This is a genomic window from Streptomyces odonnellii (genome assembly GCF_000981895.1).
Classification (GTDB): domain Bacteria; phylum Actinomycetota; class Actinomycetes; order Streptomycetales; family Streptomycetaceae; genus Streptomyces; species Streptomyces odonnellii.
Genome location: NZ_LATD01000283.1, coordinates 1 through 23,191, shown reverse-complemented (window position 1 = coordinate 23,191; position 23,191 = coordinate 1). Strand labels below are relative to the sequence as shown.

The window sequence follows — 23,191 nt, the reverse complement described above, 5'->3', positions numbered from 1 at the left end:
CCCCCGAGCCCCGAGCTCCACCCCTGCGCCCGAAAGGTCCCGCCCGCCATGACCATCCGTACCGCCGCCAGGCGCCGTGCGGCGGCCACCGCCGCCCTCGCCTGCACCCTCGCAGTCGTGCTGGCCGCCTGCTCCGGCACCACCAAGAACAGCACGGCGAAGGACACCGGGAAAGCGGCAGCCTCCGCCGAGGCCAACCCGGACGCGCCTCTCAAGAAGGGACTCCAACTCGCCTTCCTGCCCAAGCAGATCAACAACCCGTACGAGAAGATCGTCGACGAGGCCGGGATCGCCGCCGCGGCCGAGTACGGCGGCACAGGCAAGGAGGTCGGCCCCTCCGACGCCAGTGCCTCGTCGCAGGTCTCGTACATCAACACCCTCATCCAGCAGCGCCAGGACGCCATCCTGATCGCGGCCAACGATCCGAACGCGGTCTGCGGCCCGCTCAAACAGGCCATGAAGAAGGACATCAAGGTCGTCGCGTACGACTCCGACACCGCCAAGGACTGCCGCCAGCTCTTCATCAACCAGGCCAGCTCCGAGGAGATCGGCCGCAGCCTCGTCCAGCACCTCGGCGAACAGCTCGGCCACCGGGGAAAGTTCGCCATACTCTCGGCCACCCAGAACGCCACGAACCAGAACACCTGGATCGAGTTCATGAAGGACGAGCTGAAGCTGCCGAAGTACCGGAACATGGAGCTGGTCAAGGTCGCGTACGGCGACGACGCGGACCAGAAGTCCTTCCAGCAGACACAGGGCCTGCTCCAGGCGTACCCCGACCTCAAGGGCATCATCTCGCCCACCACCGTCGGCATCGCCGCCGCCGCCCGCTACCTCAGCGACTCCTCGTACAAGGGCAAGGTCGTCCTCAACGGCCTGGGCACACCGAACCAGATGCGGGCATACGTCAAGGACGGCACCGTCGAGCAGTTCTCGCTCTGGAACCCCGAGGAGCTGGGCTATCTCGGGTCGTACGCGGCCGGCGCCCTGGCGTCCGGCCAGATCACCGGGGCCGAGGGCGAGAAGTTCAAGGCGGGCAAGCTCGGCGAGTACACCATCGGCAAGGACGGCGAGGTCATCCTCGGCGAGCCGACCGTCTTCGACAAGAACAACATCGACAAGTTCGACTTCTGACCCGGGCCCCGGCAGCCGGCCGGAGGCCCCCGCACCACTACGGAGCCGCCATGACCGTCCGTACCCCAGCCGTCGCCCGCACGCCCAGGATCGGGCTGGTCGCGGGCGGCCTCGGCGCCTACTGGCCGCAGTTCCCCGAACTGCTTCCGCAGCTCAGGCGCTCCGCCGCCCGGGTCACCGAGCGGATGCGGGAGTTCGACGCCGAGGTCGTCGACGTCGGCTTCATCTCCGACGCACAGGAGGGAGCGGAAGCCGCCGAGAAGCTGCGCGCCGCCGACTGCGATCTGATCGTCGGCTTCCTGACCACCTATATGACGGCCACGATGCTCGTCCCGGTGGCACAGCGCGCGGGTGCCCCGGTCCTGCTGATCAACCTTCAGCCCACTCCGTCCATGGACCACGCCTCCTTCGACACCGGCCAGTGGCTGGCGTACTGCGGCGCCTGCCCGCTGCCGGAGATGGCCAACGCCTTCGAACGCGTCGGCGTCCCGTTCCGCTCCGTCTCCGGACATCTGGAGGACGAGCGCGCCTGGGCGCGTATCGGCCGCTGGATCCGCGCCGCCGGGGTCCGCTCCGTCCTGCGCAACGGCCGGCACGGTCTGATGGGGCATCTCTATCCGGGCATGTACGACGTCTCCACCGATCTCACCATGGTCCCGGCGAGTCTCGGCGGCCATGTCGAGGTCCTCGAATTCGACGATCTGCGGGTCCGGGTCGAACAGGTCGGGGACGGTGAACTCGCCGCGAAACTCCACGAGACCCGGGAGGTGTTCGAACTCGCCGACTCCGTGGCCGAGGACGATCTGCGCTGGGCGGCGCGGGTCTCCGCCGGACTGGACCGGCTCGTCGCCGACTTCGACCTGGACTCGCTCGCGTACTACCACCGGGGCCTCGACGCCGAGATCCATGAACGGCTCGGCGCGGGCATGATCCTCGGCTCCTCGCTGCTGACCGCCCGCGGCGTTCCGGCCTGCGGGGAGTACGAGCTGCGCACCTCGCTCGCCATGCTGATCGCGGACCGCCTCGGCGCGGGCGGCTCGTTCACCGAACTCCAGGCGCTGGACTTCGCCGCGGGGGTGGTCGAGATGGGCCATGACGGTCCCGGACATCTCGCCATCAGCGCGCGCAAGCCCCTGCTGCGCGGGCTCGGCGTCTACCACGGCAAGCGCGGCTGGGGCGTCTCGGTCGAGTTCGACGTACGGCACGGCCCGGTCACCCTGGTCGGGATGGGACAGAGCCGCGAGGGCCGGTACCGGCTGGTGGCCGCCGAGGGCGAGGTGGTCCCCGGGCCGCATCTGGAGATCGGCAACACCACGTCCAGGGTCGACTTCGGCCGCGACCCCGGCGAGTGGACCGACGACTGGAGCGCCAGCGGTGTCGGCCACCACTGGGCGCTCGCCACCGGCCGGCTGCTGCCCGACCTGCGAGCGCTCGCCGGACTGACAGGTCTGGAACTGGTGGAGGTGCCGGGCTGATACGGGCCGACGGGGCTCGCGGCCCGTGCGTGGCCCGATCGGCCGGATGTGACAGGCGCCGGCCGCGCCACTTGGTCTAGACCTTGACAGGTGCACGTGATTCCGGTTTGGTTCCCTCACCCCCCATGGCGAGCGGCCGGACCTCCGGCTGCCCGCGCGAAGGAGTGAGTCGTTTGAGACAGCGTGTCCTTGCCCTGTTCGCGGCGATGGTCTCGGCCATCGCCCTCGCGGTCTTCCTGCCCGCGTCCACCGCCTCCGCCGCCACCTGCGCGGCGGGGTGGAACGCGTCCACCGTGTACACCGGCGGTAACACCGCTTCGTACAACGGTCACAACTGGTCGGCGAAGTGGTGGACCCAGGGGGAGACCCCCGGCACCACCGATGTCTGGGCCGACCAGGGAAGCTGTGACGGCTCCACCCCCGGCGGCGGCTCCGGTGCGTGTGACTACCCGGCCTGGGTCGCGGGCCGGGCGTACGTCACCGGAAACATCGTCAAGTACACCGACGGCAAGTTCTACATCGCCGAGCACGACAACCCGGGTTACGACCCCGTCATCAGCACCTGGTACTGGGAGCCGTACACCTGCGGTGGCACCCCGCCGACCGACCCGCCGCCGGCCGGTGGCTTCGTGGTCAGCGAGAGCCAGTTCAACCAGATGTTCCCGAGCCGGAATTCCTTCTACACGTACAGCGGCCTGACCGCCGCGCTCAGCGCCTACCCGGGCTTCGCCAACTCCGGAAGTGACACGGTCAAGCGCCAGGAGGCCGCGGCCTTCCTCGCCAATGTCAGCCACGAGACCGGCGGCCTGGTCCATATCGTCGAACAGAACACCGCGAACTACCCGCACTACTGCGACCCGAACCAGCCGTACGGCTGCCCGGCCGGTCAGGCTGCGTACTACGGGCGTGGTCCGATCCAGTTGAGCTGGAACTTCAACTACAAGGCCGCGGGTGACGCGCTGGGCATCAACCTGCTCGCCGACCCGTGGCGCGTCGAGCGCGAGTCGGCCGTCGCCTGGAAGACCGGCCTCTGGTACTGGAACACCCAGACCGGTCCCGGCACCATGACCCCGCACAACGCGATGGTCAACGGCCGGGGCTTCGGAGAGACCATCCGGAGCATCAACGGCAGCCTCGAATGCAATGGCGGCAACCCCGGTCAGGTACAGAGCCGGATCAACAACTATCAGCGCTTCGTGCAGATCCTCGGAACCACCCCTGGGTCCAATTTGAGCTGCTGATTCTCTCTGCCGCCGGACGCGAGGGCCGGTACGGGGACCCCCGGGTCGCCGTACCGGCCCTTGTGCGTGCACCCGCCTGCGTGCGCCTGCCGTAACCGGGATAACCGTTTGTCCATCGCGTCGTTGTGCCGGGCGGGCGATCGCCCCGGACATGACGAGCGGAGGTCCTTCGATGGTGAGCGGAACCCAGACGGAGCGGAGATCCGTGCAGGTACGGCGCCCCGAGGCGGAGCCAGACCGTACGGAGGAGCCGCCGGCGCCCGGCCGCGCCCCGACAGGCCGGCGCCGCCTGCTGCGCGCGATGTTCACCCTCGGTGTGGTCTCGGGCACCTCGGCCGTGCTCGCGCCCGTCGTCAGGGCGGGCCAGGCGTCCGAGGGCGCGGCCGCCGGAACGGTCGAGGAGATCTACCGCGGACGGCACATCCGTATCGGGGCCACGGCGACGGCCCCCGGAGCGTCCGGCGCGCACGGTGCTCCGTCCGGCTCCACCGCGCCCGAGGTCCGTATCGACGGCCGCCCCCTCCAGCTCATGCGGCGCGCGGACGGCAGCTATATGAGCATCGTCAACCACTACGACTCGTTCCCGACCCCGCTCGCGGCGGCCCGTGCGGCGGTCGACGAACTGGCGGGCGCCCAGCTCTCGTTTCCCGGACCGACCCACCATCTCTGAGCCTTGGGAAGGACTTCGCGGTGTACACCAGAAAGAACTCGCGGAATCTGACCGGCGAGGAGAGACAGAGATTCGTCGGCGCGGTGCTGGAGCTGAAGCGGAGGGGGGAGTACGACGACTTCGTACGGATGCACATCGAGTTCTATGTGACCGACGGTCAGGACGGACTCCGCGCCGCCCATATGACCCCGTCCTTCTTCCCCTGGCACCGCCGCTATCTGCTGGAGTTCGAGCGCGCCCTCCAGCGGGTCGATCCGGCGGTGACCGTCCCGTACTGGGACTGGACGGCCGACGACAGCCCCGCCGCCGCGCTCTGGTCCGACGACTTCCTCGGCGGCAACGGCCAAGGCCCCGACCAGCGGGTCATGACCGGTCCCTTCGCCTATGAGTCCGGACACTGGAAGATCAACAGCGGCGTGACGGACCGTGAGTACCTCACCCGGAACTTCGGCCGGCCGTCCGCGCCGATCGCCCTGCCCACCAGGGACGAACTGGCCTGGGCGATGGACGAGCCGGTGTACGACACGGCTCCCTGGAACTCCACCGTCACCTCCGGGTTCCGCAACAGGCTGGAGGGCTGGCTGTCCGAGGGGGCCGAGCGCTGGCGCAATCACAACAGGGTGCACCGCTGGGTCGGCGGGCACATGCTGGGCGCCTCGTCGCCCAATGACCCCGTCTTCTGGCTCCATCACTCGTTCATCGACCTGCTCTGGGACCGCTGGCGGCGCAGGCACCCGAAGGCGGTGTACCAGCCGAGCAACAGGCTGCATCCGGACGATCCGCAGCACGGCCGGGTCATCAGCCTGGACGAGCCCATGCCGCCGTGGGACGTCAGGCCGTCCGAGCTCCTGGACCACAGTCGTCTGTACCGTTACGCGCCGTGAAAGGCACGAGCCGTGAAACCCGGGATGCGAAGCCCGGGCCCCGACGCGGCCCGGTGCGCTCGCCGTCCTCGTCGTCCTCGCCGCCGGGAAAGTGCGACGGCCCCCCGCGCGGAGGCACGGGAGGCCGTCTCTCACTGGCCTAGGCGCGGTCTCGGGGGCCGCGCCGTGTCAGACGGTGGTCAGCCGCCGTAACCACCGTGCTCCTCGTGGTGCTCACCGCCATGGTGCTTCTCGCCGTGCTCCATCTTGCCGTGGTGCATCTTGCCGTGGTGCTTCTTCTTCTCGATCGAGATGTTGGCGCAGTGGTTGCCGAACGCCGGGTTCAGGATTCCGACCAGGTTGACGGTGTTGCCACAGACATTGACCGGGATGCTCACGGGCACCTGGATGGCGTTGCCGGACAGGACACCCGGCGAGCCGACAACGGCCGCCTCGGCTTCGGCGTCAGCGGTGGCCACACCGGCGCCACCTGCCAGCATGGCGCCCGTGCCGATGAGCACAGCGGCTGCCTTCGCGATACGCGACATCAAGTTCTCTCCTTGGACGTGTGGAGTGCGGCCGCACGATGTGCGGCCTTCACGCCCTTCAACGCCGTGACTCACGCTCGGTAACGGACAAGCAGCCATTCGGTACCCAATATTGCCTAATGGTGGCATACCGTATGAAATCCCCGTTCAGTTCAATGGAGCAGCTCCAGCCTGCCCACCAGCCGGTCGATCCGGTTGCGGAGGCCGACCAGACTGATGCCGCAGCGGTTCAGCCCTTCCTCGCCGGTGGCGGCCAGGGCGTCGAGATGGTCGTCGTACACCCGTGAGGTCTGGGCCGACTGGGGCATGTCCACGATCAGGATCTCGTCCTTGGCGGCGGCCTTGGCCCGCAGTTCGCGCAGCGTCTCCGTGTCCGTGGCCAGCACCGTGCATCCGGCCCAGGGCAGCCCGGGATGGACGGCGCCGGAGGCGTCCTTGCCGTCCGGACCCAGGAGATGCGGCAGTGCCTCGCCGACCGCGGCAGCCATACCAGGCGGCGGCGTTCGCCGCCCGGCCCGCCGGCAGGGTCTCGTCCACGACGATCACCCATTTCAGCCGTGCCTGCCGGGTGGACCGGTCGGTGGTGACGTCCTCGCTGGTCAGCCGGGGAGGGACATGACGCTCCTTCGTGTGCGGATATGCCGATACGCTAGGCAGACGTCCCGGCTCTGTCTCTGCCCGCCGTATTTGGTACGGCTGCTGCGCGAGCGCGGTGTCGTCACCGGCTACCACGCGGCGGTCGATCTCGGCGCGATCGGACGGTCCGTACAGGCCCTGATCTCGGTCCGTATCCGGCCCCCGGCCCGGCCGGTCATCGAGGGGTTCCGCGAGTGGGCCGCACGGCTGCCGGAGATGATCAGTCTGTTCGTCACCTCCGGCGCCCATGACTTCCTGCTCCATGTCGCCGTTCCGGATGTCGACGGCGTCTACGCCTTTGTCATCGACCGCCTCACCGAACGCCGCGAGGTCGCCGACGTACAGACGACACTCGCGTACGAACATGTCAGGGCCCGCCGTATCGACCCGGCCGGGGAGGACCGTCCCGGCCGGGCCCGCCCCCGTCCCTGACCCCGGTTCAGCCGGAGCGGCGGGGCTGGAGGGTGGTGGCGTACGGGCCGCCGCGGGCCAGCAGTTCGTGATGGCTGCCCGCCTCGACGATCCGGCCGTGTTCCATCACGATGATGCGGTCGGCGTTCCTGATGGTGGAGAGCCGGTGTGCGACGACGAACACCGTTCTGCCCCTGACGAGATGGGACAGCGCGTCCTGGATCAGCCCCTCCGACCGGTTGTCCAGCGCCGAGGTCGCCTCGTCCAGCACCAGCACCCGCGGATCCCTGATCAGCGCCCGGGCGATCGCGAGCCGCTGCTTCTGGCCGCCCGACAGCCGGGCGCCGCGCTGCCCCACGACCGTGTCGAGACCGTCGGGCAGCCGCTCGACGAACTCCATGGCGTGGGCCGCGAGCAGCGCCTCCCGCAGCGCGCTCTCGTCCGCGCCGCCCTCCAGACCGTAGGTGACGTTCTCCCGGATGGTCCCCTCGAACAGGATCGACTCCTGCGGTACGACGGACAGGAAGCGCCGGTAGGTGCGCAGGTCCAGGGACGCCATGTCCGAGCCGTCGAGCAGGATCCGGCCCTCCGTGGGCCTGATGAAACCGATGAGCAGATTGAGGATCGTGGACTTGCCCGCGCCCGACGCCCCCACCAGCGCGACGGTCTCGCCGGGCCGCACCGACAGATCGAATCCGCTCACCGAGTGCTCGGTCGCGTCGGGGTAGCGGAAGCCCGTGCCCTGGAAGTCGATCCGCCCCTCGACCCGGTCGACGGAGGTCTTGCCCTCGTTGCTCTCCAGATCGGGCGCCTGGAGGACCTCGCCGACCGACCGTACCGACTCCAGGCCCTTGGAGATGATCGGGGTCAGATTCATCAGGGTCGTCAGCGAGGCCGTCAGCGCGGTGAAGAAGGTGCTGATCATCACGACATCGCCCGCGGTCAGCCCCATCCAGCCGTAGTACGCGACGGCCGCCGAGCCCGAGAGACAGCCGACCGCCATGGTGTTGAGCAGGATCCAGGAGAGCGATCCGAAGCGTCCGTTGAGCAGATCGAGCCGGAATCCGGCGGTGACCACCCGCTCCAGGGTGTTGTCGACCCGGTGCAGGGCCGCGCGCTCCAGTCCGTGGGCGCGGGTGATCGGGATCAGGGTGGTCATCTCGCCGACCCGGGAGGAGAGCCGCTCGACCTCCAGCCGGAATTCCTCGTTGTTGCTGCGGATCCGGGAGCGGAGCCGGCGTACCAGCAGTGCCGCCAGCGGGACGACGACCAGGAACACCGGCAGCACGACCGGGGTGCGGTAGCCGATCACCGCGAGACCGCCCAGCAGCGTCATGATGGCGCCGAGCCCCATGTCGGCGCTCTGCTGGGTCATCGTCTCGACGGCCTCGACATCCCGTACGACCTTGGTCTGGAGCACGCCCGCGCTGACCCGGGAGTGGTAGCCGATGGAGAGATGCTGCATCCGGCGGCAGAGGGCCGAGCGCAGCTCACGGCCCATCCGGCGGATGCTGGTGCTCATCAGGCGCGCGTACAGCAGATGCAGTGGGAAGTTGAGGACGAGAACCAGCACCACGGCCCCCGTGTTGAACCAGAGATGGGCGATGGGCCTGTGGTCCACCACCACGTCGATGATGTTCGCCGTGATCAGCGGCAGCAGCCAGACCGGGATGTGCTTGACGGCGAAGACGAGGACGGCCAGCACCAGCCGGTAGCGGTCGGGGCGGAAGAGATAGGCGAGCGTGCGGAGCGGGTGCTCCCCCGAGTAGTGGTGGTCCAGCGGACTCGAACGGGGAGATTCGGGATTCTGCATGGGAGAGCGGAGTCCTCTTTCGTGATGATCATATAAGCCCTCGGTGTGCAGACAAGCAGTCTCCTCCCACCCGGCCACCGCCGGAAGCGCTTTCCGGGGCGGCTTCTCGGCGCGTGGGGCGGACCGATCGATGAGATGGTGGCTCCATGGCTGATCGGGGTCATCCTCCGGCTGCCGTGTCGCTGCCGGACGACTGGCCCGCCCATCCGGATCTGAGCCTCGCGCTGAACCGCATGGGCGGTTTCGACTGGAATCTCGACAGCGGGCTGGTCCATCTCGACGGGCCCGCGCTCGAGATCTTCGGCCTGCGCCCCGATGAGTTCGACGGCGATCCCGGCACCCTGCTCGCTCTGGTCCCGAACGGCGAGGCGGCCCGGCTCAAGGCCCTGATCGCCCAGGCGCTCAAGGAGGGCGCACCCTCCTACGGCGCGTACTTCCGCATCCGCCACGCCGACGGATCACTCCGCTGGACCCACACCCAGGCCCATATCCGGCACGAGGCCGGGCGGCCCCGCCGGATCATCGGCATCGTACGGAGCGCCGAGGAGGAACTGGCTCAGGCCGCCCTCAGGAACGATGCCGACGAGGGGCGGCGCCGGCTGACCGAGGTGGTGGGCCGGACCACCGATCTGCTCGCCCTCGCCTCCTCGATGGACGATGTCATCGCCGTACTGAAGGACGAGCAGGCGCTCGGACAGCTCAAGGCCGTCAGCGTGATGCTCGGGGTGATCGAGGGCGGCCGGATCCGGCTGGTCTGCGAGGGGCGCCTCGGCGCGTACGTACCGGAGCTGCGCTACACCCGGATCGACGAGCGGTTCCCGATGAGCGACGTGGTCCGTACCCAGCGGCCGCTCTTCATCACCTCCTGGGAGGAGTTCCGCACCGGCTACCCCCTCCTCTGGCCGCACCTCGAACGGCTGTCGGTCGGCTCCGCCGCGTATCTGCCGCTGACGGCCCAGGCACGGCCGATCGGCGCGCTCGGCCTGCTCTACCCCCGGCACGGCGAGTTCAGCGACGACGAACGCAATCTGCTGATCGCCCTGAGCAGCAGCATCGCGCAGAGCCTCCAGCGCGCCATGCTGTACGAGCAGGAGCACGACCTCGCCGAGGGTCTCCAGCAGGCGATGCTTCCGCGCCGTATCCCCGATGTGCCCGGCGCGCGTACCGCCGTGCGCTACCGCTCGGCGCGAATGGGCCGCAGCGTCGGCGGCGACTGGTACGACGTGCTTCCGCTGCCCGGCGACCGGGTGGGGCTGACCATCGGCGATGTCCAGGGCCATGACACCGACGCGGCGGTGGTCATGGGGCAACTGCGCATGGCGCTCTGGGCGTACGCGGCCGAGGGGCATCCGCCGCCGACCGCGCTGGCCCGGGCCTCGGCGCTGCTGCACGAACTGGGCACCGACCGCTTCGCGACCTGCACGTACGCGGAGGTGAACCTGGTGAGCGGGGCGCTGCGGATCGTGCGCGCCGGGCATCTCGATCCACTGCTGCGGCACGCGGACGGAACCTGCCACTGGATCCCGGCGGCGGGCGGGCTGCCGCTCGGGCTCTCGACGGAGTTCACCCGGCCGGACGAGATCGGCTACCCCCTCACCACCGGTGTGCTCGGGCCCGGCGAGACCCTGCTGCTCTTCACCGACGGTCTGGTGGAGCAGCCGGGCATCGATCTGGGGGAGCGGCTGGACGTACTGAAGGAGAAGGTACGGACGGGCCCGGTGGATCCGACGGAGCTGGCGGACCTGCTGTTCGACGAACTGGGGCAGGAGAGCGGCGAGGACGACATGGCGCTATTGCTGCTGCGCAGGGACGCGGCAGGACTCGTGCGCGCTCCGGTGACCGGGCGCTCTCCGGACGGGGTGGCCCGGGCGTAAGCCGGGCCCTGTCCGGCGGATCTTCGCGGGGCCGCGACGCCTGGCACGGCACCTCGCTGCGTTGTCGGAGTCGGCCAAGTACGTCCAGTACGAGTCCGATCCTCCGCCTTGCGATGCTCCCCCGTGGCCTGAACGGCACGGGAGGGACCCCCTCCACCAGACGCCGCAGCCTGATCCGCGAAGATCCGCCGGACAGGACCCGGCGCCACTGAGGCACTTCAGGCACCCCAGGCCCATCCGTACAACCGGTGTGCTACCGGGCCCTCCTGACAGTCCCTCGGAAACCGTGTGCCTCCTCCGGGTGTGCTCCCCTCCGTGTCACCGTGTCACCGCGTGTTCTCCCCGGTGTTCCCACGAACCCCTGGTTCATTGGTGTGTGCACGGCAATGCTGGCGGCCGACAGCGCTTACCAACCGCGCATCCAACGTCTTCCAGGAGAAGTTGTGGGCCCAGGCTTTGCCCGGCGGTCCGCCGTGCTGTTCGCGGCGGTCACCGCTCTGACGGCGGGGGCGGCAGCCCCGTCCTTCGCCGATTCCGTCCCCGACCCCCGTCCCCGTACCGCCGCGGAGATCCTGCGGCCGGTCGCCCCGCCGCCCGCGAGCGCGGCCACCGCCGTTCCGCGGTCCGCCGGCAGCGCCGGATCCACCGGCGGCACCAGAGCCATCGGCAGCCCGAGAGCCGTCCGCGACGGAGACGGCATCGAGACCGCGCGCGCCTCGCGCCCGATCGCCCCCGGCATCCGGCTCACCTCGTACGACCGGCTCGAATCCGACAAGTGGCTGCGGGTCGACGCGCTCTCCGTCGACCTCGACGGCACGGGTGCCCAGGCGGACTATCTCTCCTCGGGCAAGGTCTCCGAGCGCCGTACGGTCTCCCAGCTCGCCGCGGCCCACGACGCCGGACCGGGCCGCCGCACCGTCGCCGCCATCAACGCCGACTTCTTCGACATCAACGAGACGGGCGCGCCCCAGGGCCCCGGTGTCGCGAACGGGCAGCCCGTCCACTCGCCGGCGGCTGGCGCCAACCAGGCCGTCGGTATCGGCCCCGGCAGCGCGGGCCGCATCCTGAAGCTCTACTTCGACGGCATTGTCACCCTTCCCTCGGGACCGCGGGCGCTGGAGGCGTACAACGCGGCCAATGTGCCCGTCGGCGGCATCGGCGCCTACACCGCAGGCTGGGGCGCGGCCGACCGCCGGCTCACCGTGGACCGGGCGACGCCCGTCGCGGAGGCGGCCGTCCGGGACGGAAAGGTCGTCTCGGTGTCGGCCGCTCCCGGAACGGGCCCGATCGCCGAGGGTACGACCGTCCTCGTCGGCCGGGAGGCGGGCGCCGTGGCGCTGGCCGCGCTGCGGCCCGGCGACCCGGTGTCGCTGGAATTCCGGCCGCGCACCGACAGCGGCCCCGTGCCGCGCACCGCGGTCGGCGGCCGGGAACTGCTCGTCGTGGACGGAGTGGCGCGGAGCCACGAAGGGGCGGGCAACAACACCGCGGCCCCCCGTACCGCCGTCGGCTTCTCCCAGGACGGCAGCACCATGCAGGTGATCACCGTCGACGGCCGGCAGGCCGACAGCGGCGGAGTCACCCTCACCGAGCTGGGCCTGATGATGCGTGAGGCCGGCGCGTACAACGCCCTCAACCTCGACGGCGGAGGCTCCTCCACCCTGGTCGCCCGGGCCCCCGGCAGCGACGCCCTGCGTGTGGAGAACAGCCCCTCCGACGGCAGCGAGCGCACCGTGCCCAACGGTCTCGCCCTCACCGCGCCGGACGGCACCGGCCGGCTCACCGGCTTCTGGGTCGAGACCCGTACCCCGGCGGGCGCGGCACCGACCGTCGACCCGGTCAGGGGCGGCCACCCCGAGCGGGTCTTCCCCGGACTGACCCGCCGCCTCACCGCCGCCGGATACGACGAGACGTACGGCCCCGCGGCCGGCACACCGCGCTGGCGGGCCGTACGGTCCTCGGTCGGCCGGGTCGACAGCCAGGGGGTGTTCACGGCGCGCGCCAGTGGCACCACCGAGGTACGCGCCGAGCGCGGACACGCGGCGGGCGGTACGGAACTGACCGTGCTCGGCCCGCTCGACCGTATCCAGCCGACCACCCGGCGGGTGGGACTCGCCGGGGCGAACGCGACCGGAACCTTCGGCCTTGTCGGTCTCGACGCCCAGGGCACCAGCGCGCCCGTCGAACCCCGGGACGTACGGCTGGAGTACGACCACTCGCTGTTCGGCGTGACCGACGACGGCCGGGGCTCCTTCACCGTGAGGTCCCTCGGGGACTCCGGCGCCGGTCTCATCACCGCGAAGGCCGGCGGCGCCACGGCCGTGGTCGCCGTGAGTGTCGGACTGGCGGAGCAGCAGGTCTCCGCCTTCGACGACGCCGCGTCCTGGACCTTCAGCCAGGCCCGCGCCAGCGGCTCGGTCTCATCCACGCCCGACGGCCACACCGGCACCGGGCTGACCCTCTCGTACGACTTCACCCAGTCCACCGCCACCCGCGCCGCCTACGCCAGTCCGCCGGCGCAGATCGCGGTGCCGGGGCAGCCGCAGTCCTTCAAGCTCTGGATCAAGGGCGACGGCAAGGGCGCCTGGCCGACCCTGCACCTCAAGGACGCGGCCGGCTCCGACCAGTTGCTGCGCGGACCGTATGTCACCTGGACCGGCTGGCAGCAGGTGACCTTCGCGGTGCCGGCCGGGGCGGCGACACCGCTGAGCGTGTACCGCTTCTATCTCGCCGAGACCGCCGCCACCAAGCTGTACACGGGCGGGATCGTGATCGACGATCTGACGGCCCAGGTGCCGCCGACGGTGAATCTTCCCGAACAGCCGCGCTCGGCCGACCCGTTGATCGACTCGGCGGCGGACACGGAGGCCAGGGACTGGCGGTTCGCCGTGATGTCGGACGCCCAGTTCGTCGCCCGGACCCCGGACAGTCCGCTCGTCGCGCAGGCCCGCCGTACCCTGCGCGAGATCCGGGCGGCGCGGCCGGACTTCGTGGTGATCAACGGGGATCTCGTCGACGAGGGCTCACCCGCGGATCTCGCCTTCGCCCGTACGGTGCTGACGGAGGAGCTGGGGGACGCGGTGCCCTGGTACTACGTGCCCGGCAACCATGAGGTGATGGGCGGCTCCATCAAGAACTTCACCGACCAGTTCGGCCCCGCCCAGCGGACCTTCGACCACGAGGGCACCCGCTTCCTCACCCTCGACACGTCGAGCCTGACCCTGCGCGGCGGCGGGCTCGCCCAGATCAGGGCCGTACATGAGCAGTTGGACGCGGCGGCGCGGGACGACCGGGTCCACTCGGTCATGCTGATCGAGCACGTACCGCCGCGCGACCCGACGGTCCAGAGGGCCAGCGAGCTGAGCGACCGCAAGGAGGCCGCCCTGCTCGAACAGTGGCTCGCGGAGTTCCGCCGTACGACCGGCAAGGGCGCGGGCCTCATCGGCAGCCATGTCGGGGTCTTCCATGCCTCGCACGTGGACGGTGTGCCGTATCTGATCAACGGCAACTCGGGCAAGGCGCCCGCGGCCCCCGCCGCCGAGGGCGGCTTCACCGGCTGGTCGCTGGTCGGCGTCGACCGGATCTCGCGCGCCGAGCAGGCGATGGCGCGGCTCAAGCCGTGGCAGGGCGGGCCCGACTGGGTCTCCGTACAGACCCGCGCGCACACGGACGCGCTGACGCTCGACGCCCCGGCCGTGCTGGCGCCCCGGCACAGCGCCCGGGTCACGGCCGCCGTCACCCAGGGGACCCGGCTGGTGCCGGTCGGCTTCCCGCTGAGCGCTGACTGGACCGGATCCCCGAATCTCCGGATCGGGGACCGGGACGGCGCACGGCCGCGCCATACGGCGGTCTTCGACCCGGCGACGGGCACACTGACCGCGCTGCGGCCGGGCACGGTCACGCTCGCGGTGACCGTGAACGGGGTGACGCGGCGGGCGGAGATCCGTATCGCCGCGTCCTCGGCGGGCGGAGCGGTTCAGGTCACGCCCGCGGCCTGATGTTCTGAACGTTACGAGTGAGCAGGGTGGTCCGCGCCGGTACGGGGCGCGGACCACCGCTGTGTCCGGCGGGGCGTGTACCGCCGCCGGGCCCGGTCCGTCAGGACAGGTCGTCGAGGCGCAGCGCCGTGAAACGGGCCGTGAAACCCTTCCCGTCGGGAGACGCGCACATCGGTCCCGCCTGCGCGGCCGTCTCCGGCGGGAAGTAGGCGAGCCGCAGTAGGGTCTCCGGATTCCCGTCGATGCCGTAGTGCACCGTGACGGTGTCGCCCTCGCGCAGCAGCTCGACGGTCACCGGCCCGGGGGTGTCGGTGAGATGGGCGAGCGGTACGACGTTCCAGTCGGACACGTCGCGGGTGACGACGGCGCTGAGCTGCTGGCGGCCGTCGACGTACTCGATACCCGTCTTGATCCAGTTCTTGTCGTCGAGCCGGAGCAACAGCCCGGCCTGGTCGTACTGTTCGCGGTAGTCACCGGAGAAGGTGATGCGCAGCCGGAAGCTCGCGGGCACCGGCCGCAGCAGGGCATGGCCGGTGTCGCGGACGAAGCCGTAGTGGGTCTTCACCCAGAAGTCCGTGTCCGGGGCCGTGGTGACATCCAGGGCGTCGTCGACGGCCGCCCAGTGGGCAGGCGGGTTGAGCCAGGTCCAGTCGGTGAGGCCCAGGCACGACTCCGTACCGGTGACGCTCTCGCCCATGTCGCTCCTCGTATCAGTGCTCGGTGTACCAGTGCTTGTCCAGCGGCGGTGCCCGCCGTCGACCGAGATCAAGAATCCCATGGCCGCCGAGGGCGGGCCGCGGGCTTTTCACAGACGGTCGTGTGCGTCCGTTCGTGTGCCTCCGTTTGCCCTGGAGCGCGCTCCAGGGGGGAGTCTGGACCCATGGCTTCAGTGGTTCACCGGCCGATGCCGGACGAGGAGATCCCGAACGGCGGGCTGACGATCGGGGAGGCCGCGGCGGTCTGCGGGCTCAGCGTCGACACCCTGCGCTACTACGAGCGCGAGGGGCTGACCGCGCTGCCCGCGGACCGCGCCCCGTCGGGCCAGCGGCGGTATTTCGCCCGCGATCTGAACTGGCTCGCGGGCATCGTCATGCTGAGGGGCACCGGAATGCCCATCCGGGACATCCGGGCCTACACCGAGATCTGCCGGCGCGAGGGCAATGAGGCGGAGCGGCTGGCCGTACTGGAACAGCACCGCGAGCGCGTACTCGAACAGCTCGACGAGACCCGGCGCCATCTCGCCGCCATCGAGAAGAAGATCGACTTCTACCGCACGGGCGCGGGCGCGCGTTCGCCCGAGCCGTACACATCCGAGCAGCGGGCCGACCGCTGATGGGCGGGGGCCGACGGTGAGCGGGGGCCGGGCGGCCTTCGACGGCCGTTGGCCGCGCGGCCACCCGGCCGTCGTCCCGGCGCGCGACCATGGCCCGGTGGATGCCACCGCCCTGGCGCGTACGCTGCTGGACCCCGTCCCCGCCCACCGCACGGCCGGGATCGAGGTGCTGCGTGCGGCGGACGGCGCGGCGGAACTCGCCCTCTCGACGCCTCACGCCCTGACCAATGTGATCGGTTCGCTGCACTCCAGCGGTCTGATCGCCCTTGTCGACGCCGCCGGGCTCGCCGCCATGATCGCGCTGAGTGAGAGCGCGGACGCCTTCCGGGGCGTGGTGCCGCTCGGTGCCGCGGCGTCCATGGAGTTCCTCGCCCCCGCCCGGGGCCGTCTGGTCGCGTCCTGCCGGCTCGACGACACGGCCCGCGAGGCGCTGCGGGCCGTCCTCTCCGGCGAGAGCGACCGCGCCCGACTCAGCACCTCCGCCGAAGTCGTCGACGGTACGGGCACGCCGGTGTGCCGGGGGACCTTCGACTGGAGCGTCCGGCGCATGCCGGAGGCCGCCTGACCGGCCCTGCCAGGGCTTCCAGCGCGCGTCCGCGGTCAGGCGGGCCGGAACGCTCTGCGGTGGTCCGCCGCCCAGGCGCGGTACGAACCGGCCGGCCGGCCCAGGAGCGCCTCCACCGTCGGCTCCACCCCGGTCTTGGCGCCCGCCCGCTGCCGCTCGGCACTCTCCATCAGCGCGCCGGCCACCGCGGCCGGATACCGGGCGAGCAGCCGCTCGTACGCCTGGTCCCGCGTCAGCTCCGCGAACCGCAGGGGGCGTGCCAGCACTTCGGACAGCGCGGCCACCTGCTCTACGGGGCTGATCGCGGCCGGGCCGGTGAGGGCATGGGCCCGGCCGGAGGGGACGGCTCCGGTGAGGCAGAGCACGGCGATGTCGGCGAGATCGCGGGGATCGACGGTGGCGTTGGGGGACGCGCCGCCGAACCCCCGTACGACACCCTCCTCGCGGATGGAGCGTGCCCAGCCCAGGGTGTTGGACATGAAGGACCGGGGACGCAGAAAGGTCCACTCCAGGCCGGAGGCGCGGATCAGATCCTCGTTGCGGCGCTGCCAGCGGGTGATCAGATCCATGGCGTCCGGCTCGGCCACCGCCTGCGCGGAGAGCTTCACGACATGCCGTACACCCGCGGAGCGCGCCGCCGCGATCAGGTGCTCGTCATGGGCCGGCGCGAGCGGGTCGGCCGTCACCAGAAGCGCGGCCCTGACCCCCTTCATCGCCACGGCCAGACTGTTTGGCTCCGCGAAGTCGCCGCCCACGATCTCCGTACGGGGACCGGCGAACGCGGCGATACGGCGAGGGTCGCGCGCGAGCAGCCGTACGGGCTCACCGGTGCGGGCGGGGGCCGCGCCCGTGGCGGAGGGAGCGGGGAGCGTGGCACACAGACGCTCCGCCACCAGCCGTCCGACCGTCCCGGTGACCCCGGTGAGCAGGAGCATCGCCGAAGACCTCCTCAGCCCCGGTAGTCCGCCGCCGTCACCCGCGCGCCCCGGTCCGGCGCGGTGTCGATACTGGGCATCAGCCCGGGGACCGCGATGCTCGGCAGTATGTGGCCCCAGAGCGTGGAGACCCGGTGCCCGAGATCCTCGCGCTGGGTGAGTGCCCGGGACATGATCTGGATGCCCGCGAACGCGCCGACCAGTAGTTCCACCGTCTCCCGCGGCTGCACGTTGGGCAGCAACTCGCCCTGCTCACGGGCCTGTTCCATCAGCGTGATGAGGTGCTCGGGCCACTGGCGGAAGGGGCCGCTGTGATCGATCCCGGGGGGCGCGCCCTGGTCCACGGTGAGCCGGACGCTCCCCCTGAGCAGCGCGTTGTCCAGGAGCCGATGGGCGACGGCGAAGGTGATGTCGACGACTTCCTGTAATTTGCAGGGCTGCGGTGGCACGGCTCCGAGCTGCACCTGCTCGTCGAGGACGGCCTGGGCCAGCGCCTCCTTGGACTGGAAGTGGAAGTAGAGGGCGCCCTTGGTGACGCGGGCTCGTTGGAGAACCATCGTGAGCGTGGTCGACGCGTAGCCGTATTCGTCGAAGACCGCTCCGGCCGCTTCCAGGATCGCCGTGCGCGTCCGGATGGCGCGCTCCTGTGTTGCCATGAAATGCCTCTCTACAGACCGTCAGACGGGCACTTCGAAGAAACAAACCGCCCACCCCGTACTATAGTGCTCAACGGGATGCGGAATATATCCTGCTCGCCATAACAATTTGGGACGGACGCGGAGACTCGTACACTGCCGTGTCCCGTACCGGTGGGCGGCCGTACGCGTGTTGGTGTGCGTACGGGATGCAGGGTGCAGCAAAACAGGTTATTCGGTTTGGTTTGGATCCGGTGCAATCGGCTCGGGTTCGCCGCCTTCGTGAATCAGTACGACGCACCGCGCCCGACGGCGCGCGACACCGCCCGAACGGCCCAACCGACCCGCTCCGTCCCTACGTTCCGTAGTCGGCTCATGGAGCCCTGACGGTTCTTCGTATCCCGCTCCGATCCCTCCGGGACGGCCCTCTCCGCACGCCTTCCGCCCGCGTCTCCCGGGTTGCGTGGTGATTGGCCACCCATGAGTGTGGGCCGCAGTTCACTGCGATCACGAATGAAGGAGAGCGCTCGTGGCGACCCTGTGCAAACCCGCTGTCTCGGTTCCCGAGCATGTGATCACCATGGAAGACACGCTCGCTCTCGCCCGTTCGCTCCACCCGGACCACCCGCAACTGGCTCTCGCGCTGCGGCTGATCCGGAACACCGGGGTCGCCAAACGCCATATCGTCCAGCCCATCGAGGACACCTTGCGCCATCCGGGCTTCGAACACCGGAACCTGCTGTACGAGTCCGAGGCCAAGGCCCGTGTGCCCGCGGTGATCGACAGCGCCCTCGACCACGCGCATCTCCGTCCCGCGGACATCGATCTGATCGTCTATGTCTCGTGCACCGGGTTCATGATGCCGTCGCTCACGGCCTGGCTGATCAACACCATGGAGTTCCCCACCCACACCCGCCAGCTCCCCATCGCCCAGCTCGGCTGCGCGGCGGGCGGAGCGGCCATCAACAGGGCGCACGACTTCTGCCGGGCCTACCCCGGGGCCAACGTGCTCATCGTCGCCTGCGAGTTCTGCTCGCTCTGCTACCAGCCCACCGACCTCGGGGTGGGCTCACTGCTGTCCAACGGCCTGTTCGGGGACGCGGTCGCCGCCGCCGTCGTCCGGGGCGAGGGCGGCACCGGTATCGCCCTGGAGCGCAACGGCTCCCACCTGGTGCCCGACACCACCGACTGGATCGCCTACAGCGTCCGGGCCACCGGCTTCCACTTCCTGCTGGACAAGCGCGTACCCACCACCATGGAGCCGCTGGCCCCGGCGCTCCGCGCGATCGCCGATCAGCACGGCTGGGACGCCACCGGCCTCGACTTCTACATCATCCACGCCGGCGGCCCGCGCATCCTGGACGACCTCAGCCACTTCCTGGAGGTGGCCCCCGAGGCGTTCCGGTTCAGCCGGGGCACCCTGACCGACTACGGGAACATCGCCAGCGCCGTCGTCCTCGACGCCGTACGGAGACTCTTCGACGAGGGCGGACTCGCCCCCGGGGAGCGGGGCATCATCGCCGGTTTCGGCCCCGGCATCACCGCCGAGATGGCCCTGGGCCGGTGGACGACCAGCGGGGCGGGGCCCGTGTCCGCCGTGGCGGAGCGCCAGGTGTTCGGGACACGCGGCCGCAGCGCCCGTCCGGCGACCGAACCGGTGAGCTGACCATGACGGGCCCGGCCATGACCGCCGCGGCCGCCGTCACCCGGCCGGCGGCAAGGCGCCGCCGCGGAACCGCCGTCACCGGTCCCGAGACGCGGCCGGCCGCCCGGTGACCGGCCTCCCACCGCACACCACCGCCCTGGAGCACCGCATGACCGAGCTGACGAAGTCCGAGGGCCTGATCGTGCCCCCGGGCGGGGGCACCGTCATCCGTACCGCGGCCCAGCAGGTGACCTTCAAGGTCACCGGAGAGCACTCCCGGGTCTCCTCCACCTTCGAGGTGGTCGTACCGCCCGGCTTCGACGTCGGCGCCCACCGCCACACCCGCAGCGAGGAACTGTTCTACCTCCTCGACGGCGAGCTGGACGTCCTGGCCTTCGAACCGCGCGTGCTGAGCGAGGACTGGCGCCACTGGGAGTCCGCCTCCGGGCTGAGGTCCGTACGGGCCACTCCCGGCACGGTCGTCGTCGTACCGCCCGGCTGCCCCCACGCCTTCGCCAACCGGAGCGACAAGGACGCCAAGATGTTCTTCCAGTCGTCCCCGCCGTCCGACCACGAGCGGTACTTCGAGGAACTGCTCGACATCCTCAAGGACGGCGGCACGCCCGACCCCGAGGCCATCGCCGAACTGCGCGTCCGGTACGACATCGAGCAGCTCACACCGCTGCGCCACGACGTCTAGGCGCCCCGCCGCATGGACACCGCAGCGGTCACCCGGCGCCTGCCTCGCCGACCGGTACGCCCCCGGCGCTGGGCCGTCGTCGCCGTCCTGCTCGTCATGGCCGCCCTCACCGCGGGCTGGCCGCTGATCGACAGCGTCCTCGCCGACAAGGAGCCCGTACCGTCCGGCACCGTGCTGGAGCTGGGGCCCGGCGGCAATATGGCCGCCCTGCGGGTGACCGGCGCGGGCTGGCGGCTGAGCAAGTCACGGAGCGATCCGGACTCCTCGTACGCGCTGTCCCGGGGCGGTGTCGATCTGGTCGCCGGCTATGTCGACCTGTCCACCGGCGCCGGCGCCGGACAGCTCTGGACCGGGCTGCGCCGGGTCCTGTCCGTCGCGGACCAGGACACCCGGCTGGGCGGCCCGCGGCCCGTCACCAGCACGGCGGGCGCGACCGGGCTGACCGGCGCGCTGACCCGTGAGAACCGCGTCGGCACCGCCACCGTGTGGGTGCCGCCGGAGCAGGACTTCGCCGTGCAGATCACCGTACTGGCCGAGCCGGACACCGCACCGCGCACCGTGGCCGACGCGATGGCGGTGGCCCGCAGCGTCGCCTTTCCGCAGGAGGCGTCATGACCATGGCCATGCCGTCCTCGGCGTACGCGTCGGTACGCGGGTCCTTCCGCCGACAGCCGGTGGGCTGGCTCTGCGCGCTGCTGTGCCTGCTCGGCGCCGCCCTGATCGTCGCCGAATTCTCCGCGGTCATCCGGGTCTTCCCCGGCGCCGCGCTGCTCGCCTTCGTTCTGCTGCTGATCACGGTGGGGATCGGAGTGACGGTCCTGCAGCGGGTACGGCCCTTCCGGGCGGCGCCGCGCGGCTGGGTATGGAGCGGAGTCCTCTGGGGCGCCACCGCGGCGACCGGCTGCGCCATCGTGGCCAACACCGGGCTCACCGGCATCTGGTTCAAGACCGGAGGCATCGAATTCGGCTCCGAGTGGGCCGCGGCCCTCACCGCACCGCTCAACGAGGAGGTCCTCAAACTCTGCGGGGTCGCGCTGATCGCCCTGAGCGCACGGCAGTTGGTTCGCGGCCCGCTCGACGGGTTCTTCCTCGGCGCGTTCACCGGACTCGGCTTCCAGGTGGTGGAGAACTGGACGTACGCCATGAACTCCGTCCTGGCCGGCGGGGGCGTGGCCGGGGGCACCGATGTGCTGCAGTCCTTCGCCACCCGGGTCGTGCTGACCGGACTGGGCTCGCACTGGGCGATGACCGGGGTCGCCGGAGCCGGGATCGGCTTTCTGCTCGCGCACGACGCCCGGCCGCCGCGCCGCCGGATCGTCCCCGCGGTGCTCTGCCTGCTGACCGCCATGGCCATGCACTGGTTCTTCGACGCGCCCCTGCTCGCCTCGGTCGGGGGCACCATCGGCAAAGTGGCCGTCAACTTCGTTGTGGCGGCGAGCTTCTACCTTGTCCTGCGGCACCGGTCGCGGCGGCGGGCGCGCGCCTTTCTGCGTTCACCCCGTACCCCGCTCTCGGCCGATCTGCTCACCCGCGGTTCCCGGCGGCGGGCCCTGCAAAGGGTGCCCCCGGCGCTGCGGCCCGCCGCCGAGGCGAGGGCCTCCGCCTATCTCAATGTGGTCGAGGAACACGCCGCCAACAGCACGGGAACCGGGCCCGGTTCGGATCCCCGCCATGGACAAGCGTTTTAATCGGTTGTTCAGCTTGGAAAAACCTCAAGAGCGCTCCATGCCCGGCCGCCCGCTGGCACACTCCGGCACATGTCGACCAACTCACATACGCTGACGGGGAAGTCCGCCCTCATCACCGGAGCGAGCAGTGGCGTCGGGGCGTGCGCCGCCCGGGTGTTCGCGCGGGAGGGAGCCTCGGTGGTCCTGATGGCGCGCCGGGAGGAGCGTCTCGCCGCTGTCGCCGAGGAGGTGAGACGGGCGGGGGGACGGGCCGAGTACACCGTGGGGGACGTGACGAAGCCGGCCGACATGGCCCGCGCGGTGAGGACGGCGGTGGAGTCCTTCGGGGGACTGGACATGGCCTTCAACAACGCGGGGGTGGGGGCCCATCAGACTCCGCTGCACCTCACGGGCGACGACGAGTACGACGAGATCATGGACACCAATGTCCGGGGGGTGTGGAACGGGCTGAGGTACCAGGTCGCGGCCATGCTCGACGGCGGCCGGGGCGGCTCGATCGTCAACAACAGCAGTGTCGCCGGGCTGGTGGCCACCCCGGTCTCCGCGGCCTTCATCGCGGCGAAGCACGCGGTGATCGGGCTGAGCAGGGCGGCTGCCGCGGAGTACGGGGCCCGGGGGATACGCGTCAACGCCATCGCGCCGGGCATCGCGGGCAGCGAGGTGGTCCAGGAGTGGTTCAGCAGGCACCCCGAGGCGGAGAAGCTGCTGCACCGGTCGACGCCCCAGCCGCGTACCCCGGAACCGGAGGAGGTGGCGGAGGCGGCGGCCTGGCTCTGCAGCGACCGGGCCTCCTTCGTGACCGGCGTGGTCCTGCCGGTCGACGGCGGCTTCACCGTGCTCTGAGCGGACACCGGATCGGGGACCGGGGAGCCGTACGTACGGCGGGTTCGGGAGCCGCACATACGTACGGGATCCGGGTGCGGGCCGTGGGGAGACCGGGTACGGGCCGCCGCGACGACGGGTACGCGCGTTGAGGTACGACGCGGGGCGCACGGGCTCAGATGCCGGGCCGGGCGACGGGCAGGGC

General features: G+C 70.8%; 21 protein-coding genes. 15 read left to right on the top strand and 6 right to left on the bottom strand.

Features of this window, described 5'->3' with window-relative positions; genetic code table 11:
• Window positions 1-48: 48 nt before the first annotated feature.
• The 5 genes from rhaS (at window position 49) to WH07_RS24835 (ending at window position 5,404) form a co-directional block, all read left to right on the top strand.
• Window positions 49-1,134, top strand: a complete 1,086-nt coding sequence (gene rhaS, locus WH07_RS24855; protein WP_046504230.1) for a rhamnose ABC transporter substrate-binding protein — start codon at window positions 49-51, stop codon at window positions 1,132-1,134.
• Between the two features lie 50 nt (window positions 1,135-1,184).
• Entirely contained in the window at window positions 1,185-2,609 is a 1,425-nt protein-coding gene (locus WH07_RS24850) for an L-fucose/L-arabinose isomerase family protein (protein ID WP_046504228.1), read from the top strand.
• A 173-nt stretch (window positions 2,610-2,782) separates the two neighbouring features.
• Entirely contained in the window at window positions 2,783-3,850 is a 1,068-nt protein-coding gene (locus WH07_RS24845; protein ID WP_232789050.1) for a glycoside hydrolase family 19 protein, read from the top strand.
• 172 nt (window positions 3,851-4,022) lie between these two features.
• On the top strand, window positions 4,023-4,520 hold the full coding sequence (locus WH07_RS24840; RefSeq protein WP_079023537.1) for a tyrosinase family oxidase copper chaperone: 498 nt from the start codon (window positions 4,023-4,025) through the stop codon (window positions 4,518-4,520).
• A gap of 20 nt (window positions 4,521-4,540) precedes the next feature.
• Window positions 4,541-5,404, top strand: a complete 864-nt coding sequence (locus tag WH07_RS24835; protein ID WP_046504225.1) for a tyrosinase family protein — start codon at window positions 4,541-4,543, stop codon at window positions 5,402-5,404.
• A 179-nt stretch (window positions 5,405-5,583) separates the two neighbouring features.
• On the opposite strand, the gene WH07_RS24830 is transcribed toward WH07_RS24835, so the two are convergent.
• Window positions 5,584-5,931 (bottom strand): chaplin, encoded by a 348-nt coding sequence (locus tag WH07_RS24830; RefSeq protein ID WP_046504222.1) that lies wholly within the window; start codon window positions 5,929-5,931, stop codon window positions 5,584-5,586.
• A 152-nt stretch (window positions 5,932-6,083) separates the two neighbouring features.
• Entirely contained in the window at window positions 6,084-6,419 is a 336-nt protein-coding gene (locus tag WH07_RS24825) for a DUF2000 domain-containing protein (protein ID WP_198533886.1), read from the bottom strand.
• Between the two features lie 127 nt (window positions 6,420-6,546).
• Between WH07_RS24825 and WH07_RS24820 the strand changes: the two genes are divergently transcribed.
• The gene (locus tag WH07_RS24820) at window positions 6,547-6,999 is read left to right on the top strand and encodes an Lrp/AsnC family transcriptional regulator (protein WP_046504220.1); all 453 of its coding nucleotides are present in this window, start codon (window positions 6,547-6,549) and stop codon (window positions 6,997-6,999) included.
• A gap of 7 nt (window positions 7,000-7,006) precedes the next feature.
• Here WH07_RS24820 and WH07_RS24815 read toward each other — a convergent pair whose 3' ends face one another.
• Window positions 7,007-8,791, bottom strand: coding sequence for an ABC transporter ATP-binding protein (locus WH07_RS24815; RefSeq protein ID WP_046504217.1), 1,785 nt, complete (start codon window positions 8,789-8,791; stop codon window positions 7,007-7,009).
• Between the two features lie 146 nt (window positions 8,792-8,937).
• On the opposite strand from WH07_RS24815, the gene WH07_RS24810 reads away from it, so the two are divergent.
• Both WH07_RS24810 and WH07_RS24805 read left to right on the top strand, forming a co-directional pair.
• Window positions 8,938-10,665 carry a SpoIIE family protein phosphatase gene (locus tag WH07_RS24810; RefSeq protein ID WP_079023536.1) on the top strand — a complete coding sequence of 576 codons (1,728 nt, stop codon included), beginning with the start codon at window positions 8,938-8,940 and terminating at the stop codon, window positions 10,663-10,665.
• A 443-nt stretch (window positions 10,666-11,108) separates the two neighbouring features.
• A complete protein-coding gene (locus WH07_RS24805) occupies window positions 11,109-14,663 on the top strand; it encodes a phosphodiester glycosidase family protein (RefSeq protein ID WP_046504214.1) in 3,555 nt (1,184 codons plus the stop codon).
• Window positions 14,664-14,763: 100 nt separating this feature from the next.
• On the opposite strand, the gene WH07_RS24800 is transcribed toward WH07_RS24805, so the two are convergent.
• Window positions 14,764-15,360, bottom strand: coding sequence for a DUF1349 domain-containing protein (locus WH07_RS24800; protein ID WP_046504211.1), 597 nt, complete (start codon window positions 15,358-15,360; stop codon window positions 14,764-14,766).
• 183 nt (window positions 15,361-15,543) lie between these two features.
• Between WH07_RS24800 and WH07_RS24795 the strand changes: the two genes are divergently transcribed.
• A complete protein-coding gene (locus tag WH07_RS24795; RefSeq protein WP_063775821.1) occupies window positions 15,544-15,996 on the top strand; it encodes a MerR family transcriptional regulator in 453 nt (150 codons plus the stop codon).
• Window positions 15,997-16,093: 97 nt separating this feature from the next.
• Complete coding sequence (locus tag WH07_RS24790; RefSeq protein WP_046504239.1) at window positions 16,094-16,561, top strand: PaaI family thioesterase; 468 nt, start codon at window positions 16,094-16,096, stop codon at window positions 16,559-16,561.
• Window positions 16,562-16,596: 35 nt separating this feature from the next.
• Here WH07_RS24790 and WH07_RS24785 read toward each other — a convergent pair whose 3' ends face one another.
• Both WH07_RS24785 and WH07_RS24780 read right to left on the bottom strand, forming a co-directional pair.
• Window positions 16,597-17,496 carry an NAD(P)H-binding protein gene (locus WH07_RS24785; RefSeq protein ID WP_046504207.1) on the bottom strand — a complete coding sequence of 300 codons (900 nt, stop codon included), beginning with the start codon at window positions 17,494-17,496 and terminating at the stop codon, window positions 16,597-16,599.
• A 14-nt stretch (window positions 17,497-17,510) separates the two neighbouring features.
• Window positions 17,511-18,152 carry a ScbR family autoregulator-binding transcription factor gene (locus WH07_RS24780; RefSeq protein ID WP_046504204.1) on the bottom strand — a complete coding sequence of 214 codons (642 nt, stop codon included), beginning with the start codon at window positions 18,150-18,152 and terminating at the stop codon, window positions 17,511-17,513.
• Window positions 18,153-18,660: 508 nt separating this feature from the next.
• Here WH07_RS24780 and WH07_RS24775 point away from each other — a divergent pair.
• The 5 genes from WH07_RS24775 (at window position 18,661) to WH07_RS24755 (ending at window position 23,007) form a co-directional block, all read left to right on the top strand.
• Entirely contained in the window at window positions 18,661-19,797 is a 1,137-nt protein-coding gene (locus WH07_RS24775) for a type III polyketide synthase (protein ID WP_046504201.1), read from the top strand.
• Between the two features lie 148 nt (window positions 19,798-19,945).
• Window positions 19,946-20,476 (top strand): cupin domain-containing protein, encoded by a 531-nt coding sequence (locus WH07_RS24770; protein WP_046504199.1) that lies wholly within the window; start codon window positions 19,946-19,948, stop codon window positions 20,474-20,476.
• A gap of 12 nt (window positions 20,477-20,488) precedes the next feature.
• Complete coding sequence (locus WH07_RS24765) at window positions 20,489-21,091, top strand: hypothetical protein (protein ID WP_052744550.1); 603 nt, start codon at window positions 20,489-20,491, stop codon at window positions 21,089-21,091.
• Window positions 21,088-22,164 (top strand): PrsW family intramembrane metalloprotease, encoded by a 1,077-nt coding sequence (locus tag WH07_RS24760; protein WP_106409676.1) that lies wholly within the window; start codon window positions 21,088-21,090, stop codon window positions 22,162-22,164. Before WH07_RS24765 ends, WH07_RS24760 begins: the two co-directional genes overlap by 4 nt.
• 69 nt (window positions 22,165-22,233) lie before the next feature.
• A complete protein-coding gene (locus tag WH07_RS24755) occupies window positions 22,234-23,007 on the top strand; it encodes an SDR family NAD(P)-dependent oxidoreductase (RefSeq protein WP_046504197.1) in 774 nt (257 codons plus the stop codon).
• Window positions 23,008-23,191: the final 184 nt, after the last annotated feature.

Bases quoted from the DNA above. Each gene is read 5' to 3' on its own strand.
- WH07_RS24820 (WP_046504220.1), top strand. From the start codon at position 6,547: ATGACGCTCCTTCGTGTGCGGATATGCCGATACGCTAGGCAGACGTCC.
- WH07_RS24830 (WP_046504222.1), bottom strand. From the start codon at position 5,931: ATGTCGCGTATCGCGAAGGCAGCCGCTGTGCTCATCGGCACGGGCGCC.
- WH07_RS24765 (WP_052744550.1), top strand. From the start codon at position 20,489: ATGGACACCGCAGCGGTCACCCGGCGCCTGCCTCGCCGACCGGTACGC.
- rhaS (WP_046504230.1), top strand. From the start codon at position 49: ATGACCATCCGTACCGCCGCCAGGCGCCGTGCGGCGGCCACCGCCGCC.
- WH07_RS24850 (WP_046504228.1), top strand. From the start codon at position 1,185: ATGACCGTCCGTACCCCAGCCGTCGCCCGCACGCCCAGGATCGGGCTG.
- WH07_RS24755 (WP_046504197.1), top strand. From the start codon at position 22,234: ATGTCGACCAACTCACATACGCTGACGGGGAAGTCCGCCCTCATCACC.
- WH07_RS24825 (WP_198533886.1), bottom strand. From the start codon at position 6,419: ATGGCTGCCGCGGTCGGCGAGGCACTGCCGCATCTCCTGGGTCCGGAC.
- WH07_RS24800 (WP_046504211.1), bottom strand. From the start codon at position 15,360: ATGGGCGAGAGCGTCACCGGTACGGAGTCGTGCCTGGGCCTCACCGAC.
- WH07_RS24760 (WP_106409676.1), top strand. From the start codon at position 21,088: ATGACCATGGCCATGCCGTCCTCGGCGTACGCGTCGGTACGCGGGTCC.
- WH07_RS24770 (WP_046504199.1), top strand. From the start codon at position 19,946: ATGACCGAGCTGACGAAGTCCGAGGGCCTGATCGTGCCCCCGGGCGGG.
- WH07_RS24795 (WP_063775821.1), top strand. From the start codon at position 15,544: ATGGCTTCAGTGGTTCACCGGCCGATGCCGGACGAGGAGATCCCGAAC.
- WH07_RS24780 (WP_046504204.1), bottom strand. From the start codon at position 18,152: ATGGCAACACAGGAGCGCGCCATCCGGACGCGCACGGCGATCCTGGAA.
- WH07_RS24810 (WP_079023536.1), top strand. From the start codon at position 8,938: ATGGCTGATCGGGGTCATCCTCCGGCTGCCGTGTCGCTGCCGGACGAC.
- WH07_RS24785 (WP_046504207.1), bottom strand. From the start codon at position 17,496: ATGCTCCTGCTCACCGGGGTCACCGGGACGGTCGGACGGCTGGTGGCG.
- WH07_RS24815 (WP_046504217.1), bottom strand. From the start codon at position 8,791: ATGCAGAATCCCGAATCTCCCCGTTCGAGTCCGCTGGACCACCACTAC.
- WH07_RS24840 (WP_079023537.1), top strand. From the start codon at position 4,023: ATGGTGAGCGGAACCCAGACGGAGCGGAGATCCGTGCAGGTACGGCGC.